Annotated in this window: 6 protein-coding genes; 1 reads left to right on the forward strand and 5 read right to left on the reverse strand. The window is 63.4% G+C overall.

The genetic code is table 11. The features are described from left to right. Nucleotides 1–24: 24 nt before the first annotated feature. The 5 genes from recQ to HW452_RS13460 form a co-directional block, all read right to left on the reverse strand. Complete coding sequence (gene recQ, locus HW452_RS13440; protein ID WP_224106626.1) at nt 25–2,148, reverse strand: DNA helicase RecQ; 2,124 nt, start codon at nt 2,146–2,148, stop codon at nt 25–27. Nucleotides 2,149–2,218: 70 nt separating this feature from the next. Then, on the reverse strand, nt 2,219–3,067 hold the full coding sequence (locus HW452_RS13445) for a carbohydrate ABC transporter permease (RefSeq protein ID WP_224106627.1): 849 nt from the start codon (nt 3,065–3,067) through the stop codon (nt 2,219–2,221). Further along, nucleotides 3,064–3,945, reverse strand: a complete 882-nt coding sequence (locus HW452_RS13450) for a carbohydrate ABC transporter permease (RefSeq protein WP_224106628.1) — start codon at nt 3,943–3,945, stop codon at nt 3,064–3,066. Before HW452_RS13450 ends, HW452_RS13445 begins: the two co-directional genes overlap by 4 nt. Nucleotides 3,946–4,007: 62 nt before the next feature. Beyond that, nucleotides 4,008–5,279 (reverse strand): ABC transporter substrate-binding protein, encoded by a 1,272-nt coding sequence (locus tag HW452_RS13455; protein WP_224106629.1) that lies wholly within the window; start codon nt 5,277–5,279, stop codon nt 4,008–4,010. 49 nt (nt 5,280–5,328) lie between these two features. Then, nucleotides 5,329–6,483, reverse strand: a complete 1,155-nt coding sequence (locus HW452_RS13460) for an ABC transporter ATP-binding protein (RefSeq protein ID WP_224106630.1) — start codon at nt 6,481–6,483, stop codon at nt 5,329–5,331. A gap of 278 nt (nt 6,484–6,761) precedes the next feature. Between HW452_RS13460 and tssI the strand changes: the two genes are divergently transcribed. Continuing rightward, the coding region (tssI, locus tag HW452_RS13465) for a type VI secretion system tip protein TssI/VgrG (protein WP_224106631.1) at nt 6,762–8,043 on the forward strand (1,282 nt) is incomplete at its 3' end.

An 8,043-nucleotide genomic window follows, 5' to 3' on the forward strand; every position in this document is an offset into this window, starting at 1 on the left:
CATCGGCAAGGCTTGCCCCAAACGCTAGGCCTGCGTGCCCAGTGAGGCCCGCACGCAGGCCAGTACGTGGTAGTCGAACCGCCCGCCCAGCGCTTCAAACACCACTTTCAAGCCTTGCCCCGTGTGTTGAGTGAAGGCGGCGCGAATCTGGTCAAGCTCGGCCGCCTCCAGCGTAATCACGTCTTCAACGGCCAGCGCACCGCTGGCAATCACATCGGCCAGGTGGCGGTAAACGGTGTTCGGGGCCAGCCCGCGAGCCTGGGCGATCTCCTCTGGCGTCAGCCCTTGGCGCAAGAGCGTGGCGGATTCCTGGGCGCTGTCGCCTACGGGGGCGCTTGCGGGTGCGTTCTTGTGCGCCGTGATGACCGCCAGAATCCCCTCTCCGTAATCCTCGAGCTTGCGTGCGCCAATGCCGGTGATACCGCCAAGGGCGGCCAGGCTCTCGGGGCGCTGCTCGTCGAGTTCGGCAAGCGTGGCATCGTTGAAGATGACGTAGGCGGGCACGCCCTGGGCGTCGGCAAGTGTCTTGCGGTGCTCGCGCAGCGCCTCCCACAGCGCGCCATGGCCTTGGGCGGGGAAGCCGGCCTTGCCGCGGCGGGTGGCCTTGGCCTTGACGGGCTTGCGCAGGGTGAGCGGCTGCTCGCCGCGTAGCACCGGCTTGGCGTTGGCGGTGAGGCGGATGCCGCCGTGGCCCTCCATATCCACACTCAGGTAGCCGCTGGCAATCAGTTGGCGATACAGTGCTTTCCACTCGTTGGCGGAAAGCTCGGCTCCGATGCCGAAGGTGCTTACCCGGTCATGGCCAAAGCGGGTGATGCGCTCGTTCGATTTGCCCAGCAGCACATCCACCAGATAGGTCACGCCGAAGCGCTGCTCGGTGCGGTAGACACAGGACAACGCCTTTTGCGCGGCCACGGTGGCGTCCCAGGTTTCCGGCGGCGTCAGGCAGTTGTCGCAGTTGCCGCAGGGCGCGTCCAGGTGGTCGCCGAAGTAGTGCAGAAGCGCCTGGCGGCGGCAGCTGATGATCTCGCAAAGCCCCAGCATGGCGTCGAGCTTCTGCTGCTCGATGCGCTTTTGCTGGTCACCTGCGCTTGAGTCCTGCTGCATCTGGCGCAGGGTAATCACGTCCTGCAGCCCGTAGGCCATCCACGCATCCGCAGGCAGGCCGTCGCGCCCGGCGCGGCCGGTCTCCTGGTAGTAGGCTTCGATGCTCTTGGGCAGGTTCAAGTGCCCGACAAAGCGCACGTCCGGCTTGTCGATGCCCATGCCGAAGGCGATGGTGGCGACCACCACCACGCCGTCCTCGCGCAGAAAGCGGGTCTGATGCTCCTGGCGCTGCTCCGGAGGCAGCCCGGCGTGGTAGGGGAGCGCGGTCAGCCCCTGGCGCGAGAGCCAGGCGGCGGTGTCTTCCACCTTTTTCCGCGAGAGGCAGTAGACGATCCCCGCCTCGCCGTCGTGGTTTTCGCGAATGAAGCGCAAAAGCGCCTCGCGGGCGTTACCCTGGTTTTCGGCAATATGGTAGCGGATGTTGGGCCGGTCGAAGCCGCTATTGAAAAGCGCTGCGTTTTCGAGCTGCAGATGCTCGATGATATCGCCCCGGGTGGGTACATCGGCAGTCGCGGTGAGGGCAATACGCGGCACCTGAGGGAAGCGCTGATGGAGCTGGGAGAGCTGGCGGTACTCCGGGCGAAAATCGTGGCCCCACTGGGAGACGCAGTGAGCTTCGTCGATGGCGAACAGGGCGATATGGGCCTGGTCCAGCAGCATCTGCATGCGCGCCGTGGCCAGACGCTCGGGCGCCACGTACAAGAGATCCAGCTCGCCTGCGCGCAGCCGGTTCTCCACCTCGACCGCCTCGTGGTAGTCGAGGCTGGAGTTCAGATAGGCGGCGCGCACGCCGTTCTGTTCAAGGGCGGCCACCTGATCCTGCATCAGCGCGATCAAGGGCGACACCACGATGGCGGTACCTGCGCGAATCAGCGCCGGGATCTGGTAGCACAGCGACTTGCCGCCGCCGGTAGGCATCAGCACCAGCGCATCGCCCCCGGCAATCACATGCTCGATGATGGCTTGCTGCGGGCCGCGAAACTGATCGAAGCCAAAGACCTCCTGCAGTACCGAAAGCGCCGGGTGGGGTTCGCCGTGCATCCTCGCTCTCCTTACTCGTTCATCGGAACCAAGCAGGGATTGTCGCACGAACAGCCGGGCAAGCGCCTGTCTAGCGAATGCCCGCGCGCAGGAACGACTGCACGAACTGGCGCTGAAACAGCAAAAACGCCACCAGCAGCGGGGCGATGCTCAAGAGCGTGGCGGCGCTGATGGTGGCCCAGTTGACGCCGGTTTCCGGGGCGGAAAAGATGCCCAGCCCCACCGTGAGCGGGCGGCTTTCCACCGAGTTGGTCACCACCAAGGGCCACAGGAAGTTGTTCCAGTGGTGGCTGACCGATACCAGCCCATACGCCAGGTAGGTGGGCTTGGCCAGGGGCACGTACACCTTCCACAGAATCTCGAGCCAGCCACAGCCCTCGATGCGGGCGGCGTCTTCAAGCTCCTGGGGGATGGTCTTGAAGGTCTGGCGCAGCAGGAATATGCCGAAGGCGCTGGCCACGTAAGGCAGGCCCACACCGGTCAGCGTGTTGATCAGGCCAAGCTCGCTGACCATGCGGTAGTTTTCGACGATCAGCACTTCAGGGAAGATGAACAGCTGAATCAGTACCAGCAGAAACAGCGCGTTCTTGCCGGGTATGGGAAAGCGCGCGAAGGCGAACGCCGCCAGCGTACACACCACGAACTGACCGATGACCACGCCTGTGACCAGCGCAAAGGTGTTGAGGTAGTAGCGCGCAAACGGCGCCTGCGCCCAGGCGTTGGCGACGTTGTCCAGGGTCAGCGGCGCGAAGAGCGCAAAGCGCACCATGTACTCGCTCGGGTGAAACGCCGCCCAGAGTGCATAGAGCAGCGGAAATATCCAGATCAGCGCCAAGAGCCAGGCGGCGATGGTCTCAAGCGACAGCCACGTGCGAAAGCGATGCGCCGTGCCTGGTGAGAACGAGGAGAGTGTACTCATTGGTAGTGGGTCCGGCGGTCGAGCAGGGTGAACTTGAGCGTGGCGATGATCGCGAGTGTCAGCAGGATGACCACGGTGATCGTGGCCGCCATGGTGCGATCAAAAAACGCAAAGGCGTTCTCGTACACGTAGTAGAGCAGCAGGTTGGTGGCGTTGTTCGGCCCGCCCTTGGTGAGAATGAACAGGTGATCCACCACGCGCACGGCGTTGATCAGTGCATTGATGAGCACGAACAGCGTGGTGGGCATCAGCAGTGGAAACGTTACCCGCCAGAAGAAGCTCCAGCGGCTGGTGCCTTCGAGATCGGACGCCTCCTTGAGCTCCGGCGGCATGGCTTGCAGGGCGGCAAGATAGAAGATCATGAAAAAGCCAGCCTCTTTCCACACCGACATGGCCATCACCGAATAAAGCGCTACGGCGGGGTCGCCCAGCCAGTTCACCCCGGAAAAGCCGAGCGCCCCCAAGAGCTTGTTGAACAGGCCGATCTGCGGGGCGTAGAAGAACATCCAGATATTGGCCGCCGCGATCATGGGCAGGATGGTGGGCGTGAAATAGGCCATGCGTACCAGGCCCCGGCCGGGCAGCCGGGCGTTGACGAACAGCGCCATGGCGAGCGCCAGGGCAATGGAGGTGGGAATGGTACCCAGCGCGTAAAGCAGGTTGTTGCGCGCGACCTTCCAGAAGGTGGGGTCATCGAACAGCAGTCGATAATTCTCGAGCCCCACGAACTCGGCGGGCGCGCCGCGAAAGCCGGGTAGATAAAGGCTGCTGATCAGCGTCGTGACCGTGGGAAGGTAGGCAAACATGGTCAACAGCACGGCGGCAGGCAGCAGCAGGAGCGCGCCGTAGAGCTGCATCTTTACATGAGGATTTGTCATAGGAGCGCGTCAAGAGCCGAAAAAGCCGGGGCGTACCCCGGCGAGCATTAAACGAACAGTGCCTAGCGCGCGTAGCGGCGCAGTACGCCGTCGGCTTCGCGCTGGGCCTGGCGCAGAGCTTCTTCAGGCGTCATCTGGCCGGTGAGGGCGGCCTGCACGGCGTTGTCCAGCGCGCGGCGTACCCGGCCGCCCTGGTAGGTGGAAAGCTCGGCGGTGCCGTGTTCGAGCTGGTCACGGGCAACGGCGGCGGGCGGGAAGGTGTCCACGTAGTCGCGCAGGGCGTCGGTGTCGTAAGCAGCGGGGCTGACGCCCATGTAGCCGGTTTCGATCGACCAGTCTGCCGCGCGCTCGGGTGCGGTCATCCAGCGGATGAAGGTCATGGCGGCGCGCTGCTCCTCTTCGCTCGAGCCTTCAAACAGGTAGAAATTGCCGCCGCCGGTGGGGCTGCCGCGCTGGGTATTCATGGGCAGCATGGCGACACCAAAATCGAAATCGGCCTCATTGCGCACCGCGGTCAGGTTGCCGGTGGTGTGCCACATCATTGCCGTGGACTCTTCGATGAAGTTCTGGCGCAGGGTGCCCCACTCGATCACGCCATCGGGCATGGCGCCGTTCTTTGCAAGCGATACCCAGTACTCCAGCGCCTCGACCGCCGCCGGGTCGTCGAAATAGACCTCGGTGCCGTCCTCGCTCATCAGGCGGTGGCCGTTCTGGAAGGCGAAGGCCTGAAACATCCAGTAGGCGTAGCCGGTGGAGGGCACCATGACGCCCCACTGTTCATCACCACTCGCCTCGCGAATGGCAGATGCCATCTCGGCCATCTCCTGCCAGTTTTCGGGTGGGGTTTCCGGGTCGAGCCCTGCGGCCTCGAAAGCCTCCTTGTTCCAGTAGAGCACGATGGTCGAGCGCTGGAAGGGAATGCCGTAGGTCTTGCCATCGAGCTGACCGTTCTCCATCAGGCCGGGGTAGAAACTGTCGAGCCACTCACGCTCTTCATCGGTCTGCACCACGTCATCGAAGGCGACGATGGCGTTCTGCTCGATCAGTTCAAACAGGTCGATGGAGAACAGCACCGAGAGCTGGGGTGCATCGCCAGCCTCCAGGGCCGACATGGCGCGCACGCGGGTGTCGTCGTAGTTGCCCGCGTAAATGGCTTCCACTTCGATCTCCGGATGCGCCTGCTCGAACTCGCTGACCAGGTTATCGATCACATCGGTGAGCGCCCCGCCCACGGAGACCGGGTAGTACATGGTGAGCTCAGTGGCAAAGGCCTGACCTGCGCTCAACAGGCCTGCGGCAAGGGCTGACAGGGCAAACGGAAGGCGACGCTGCATGGGGTGGCTCCTGGGTGATGGGATGGGCGTAGCGTTGTAGGAGAAGGGGTCAAATGGAGAACGAGCCGACGTTGGGCAGGCGTGGCACGACCCGCGCATCGACATCACCGGGCATGTCCGGCATCAGGTTATACGGTGCAAGGTCGTCGCGGCGCTTGCCGTCGCTGCCGAACAGGTGCGCCGCCTGAGGCTGCCAGGCCACCTTGCAGGCCGTGTCCGGGGCCATGGTCTGGCGCCCGGCGAGCCTTGCCTTGACGGTGTGGTGGCCCACGGCCAGATGAATGATGGTATCGGCGCCCAGGTATTCGTCGCTGATCACCGTGGCGGGTATGCCGGGCTCGCCTGAACCGCGCAGCGTGATATCTTCCGGGCGAACGCCGAGCTGGCCGGTGGCGGCCGCAAGCGGGGCTACCGGAGTTTCCGGCACGCCTTCGATGATGGCGGCCTCAAGGCCTTCGGCCAGGGGCAGCAGGTTCATGGCCGGGCTGCCGATAAAGCTTGCTGCAAAGGTGGTGGCGGGCTGGTTGTAAAGCTCGCCCGGGGTGGCGTCCTGAACGATCTCCCCGTGCTGCATCAGAATCACGCGATCTCCCATGCTCATGGCCTCCACTTGGTCGTGTGTCACGTAAATCACCGTCATGCCCAGGCGCGCCTGCAGCGCCTTGATATCCCGGCGCATGTCGGATCTAAGCCGCGCATCCAGATTGGAAAGCGGCTCGTCCATCAAGCAGATGGGGTGTTCGGAAATCACCGCTCGAGCGAGTGCCACGCGCTGGCGCTGGCCGCCGGAAAGCTTTGCGGGCTTGCGGTCCAGGTAGGCCGTGAGATCGACCATCTCGGCGACCTTGGCCAGGCGCTCGCGCCGCTCTGCCTTGGGCACCTTGCGACTGCGCAGGCCAAACACGATGTTGTCCGCCACGCTCAGGTGCGGAAACAGCGCGTAGGATTGAAACACCATGGAGAGTCCGCGCGCGCCCGGCGGCTGATGGGTAACGTTGTGCCCCTGGATATGGATCTCACCGCCGCTGACCGCTTCAAGGCCCGCCAGCATGCGCAGCGTGGTCGATTTGCCGCAGCCGGAAGGCCCCAGCAGAACCACGAACTGGCCCGGCGCAATGCTGACATCGAGCGAGCGGACCGCGGTCGCGCTGCTCCAGCGCTTGCTGACCTGGCTGAAACGGATGAGTGGCGCGGCATCGAGCATGGTGAGTCACATCAAGAGAACGAGAGCTCTACCGTGCGATTTTTCTGTGTCAGACGTGTGTCGGGAAGATGACGTTATGGCGACAGGGCACGAGCGCCGGGCCGACTCGGCGTGGATGAAAGTAGGTTGAAAATGGCCTGTAAAGCCCTTTTTTGTAAGCCATATCCTAAAGTGCTGTAAGCCATTACCGCTTCGCGCACTAGAAGGGTTGTTCTACTGCCTGCGGTCGTTATGCTATTCGTTTATTACTAATAGTTAGCGATCCAGGGAGCGGCAGCATGTCAAAAGGTACTGGGGCGGAGAATGCGGGCCTGCAATTTACTCTAACCTTGCCTGACGTTGACGATATCGCGGTGATTGACTTTGCCCACCAGGAAGCGCTCTCTCAACCCTTCGAGCTAGTGGTGAACCTGGCGAGCCGCGATGGCAACCTGGATGCCAGTAACCTCCTGGATGGCGAAGCCACCCTGACCCTTTGGCAGGACGGCCAACCGCTACGCCGAGTACACGGCATCATCAGCGAGTTTAGTCAGGGGGACCGGGGCCACCGTCGCACCTTCTACTCCCTGGTGCTGCGCCCCGCACTCTGGCGACTTTCGTTGCGCCAGAACTCGCGTATTTTCCAAAAGGTCGACCCGCTTACCATTATCAATACTCTGTGCGATGAGCGGGGTATTACCGATGTGACGTTTGCCGTGGCACGGGAACTGCCCGAGCGTGAATACTGCGTGCAGTATCGCGAGACTGACCTGGCGTTTGTCGAACGCCTGGCCGCTGAAGAGGGGCTGTTTTATTACCACGAGTTTGAAGAGGGCGCGCACCGGCTGGTGTTTGCCGACAACCCGCAGGCACTTGCAAGCCTGGGCGAGCGCACCTATCACAGCCGCGCCGGTGGCACTGCCCCTGGCCGCCATGTACGCAAGCTCAGCCATATTGCTCGCGTGGCGGCCGCCTCCGCTACGTTGAAAGACTACAGTTTCAAGAACCCGGCCTATGCCCAGTTGCACGAACACCTGGGGCGTGACATAGAGGCGCATGGCCAGCAGGCGGATTACGAGCATTTCGATTACCCCGGCCGCTATAAACAGGACGCCTCCGGTGAACCGTTCACCCGCATCCGGCTGGAGCAGTTGCGCCGTGAGGCGACCACTGCCCGTGCCGAAAGCGACCTGCCGGAACTGGCCCCCGGCGTGCGCTTTCGCCTGACTGACCATGATACCGACACCCTCAACCGCGACTGGCAGGCCATTGAAGTCCGCCATGTGGGCGAGCAGCCCCAGGCACTGGAAGAAGACGGCATGACTCAGGGCGTTGCCAGCGGCATGACCCGCTACGCCAATCAGGTCACGCTCGTGCCCGGCGATGCTCCCTGGCGCGCCACGTCCAATCCGAAACCCCGCGTGGATGGCCCACAAGTCGCGTTTGTCGTCGGCCCAAAAGGCGAAGAGATTCACTGCGATGAGCATGGCCGGGTGAAGGTACAGTTCCCTTGGGACCGCTACGCTGAGCCCAACGAGACCGCCAGCTGCTGGGTACGCGTGGCCCAGGGCTGGGTGGGTG

This window comes from Vreelandella aquamarina (genome assembly GCF_020075495.1).
GTDB lineage: Bacteria > Pseudomonadota > Gammaproteobacteria > Pseudomonadales > Halomonadaceae > Vreelandella > Vreelandella aquamarina_A.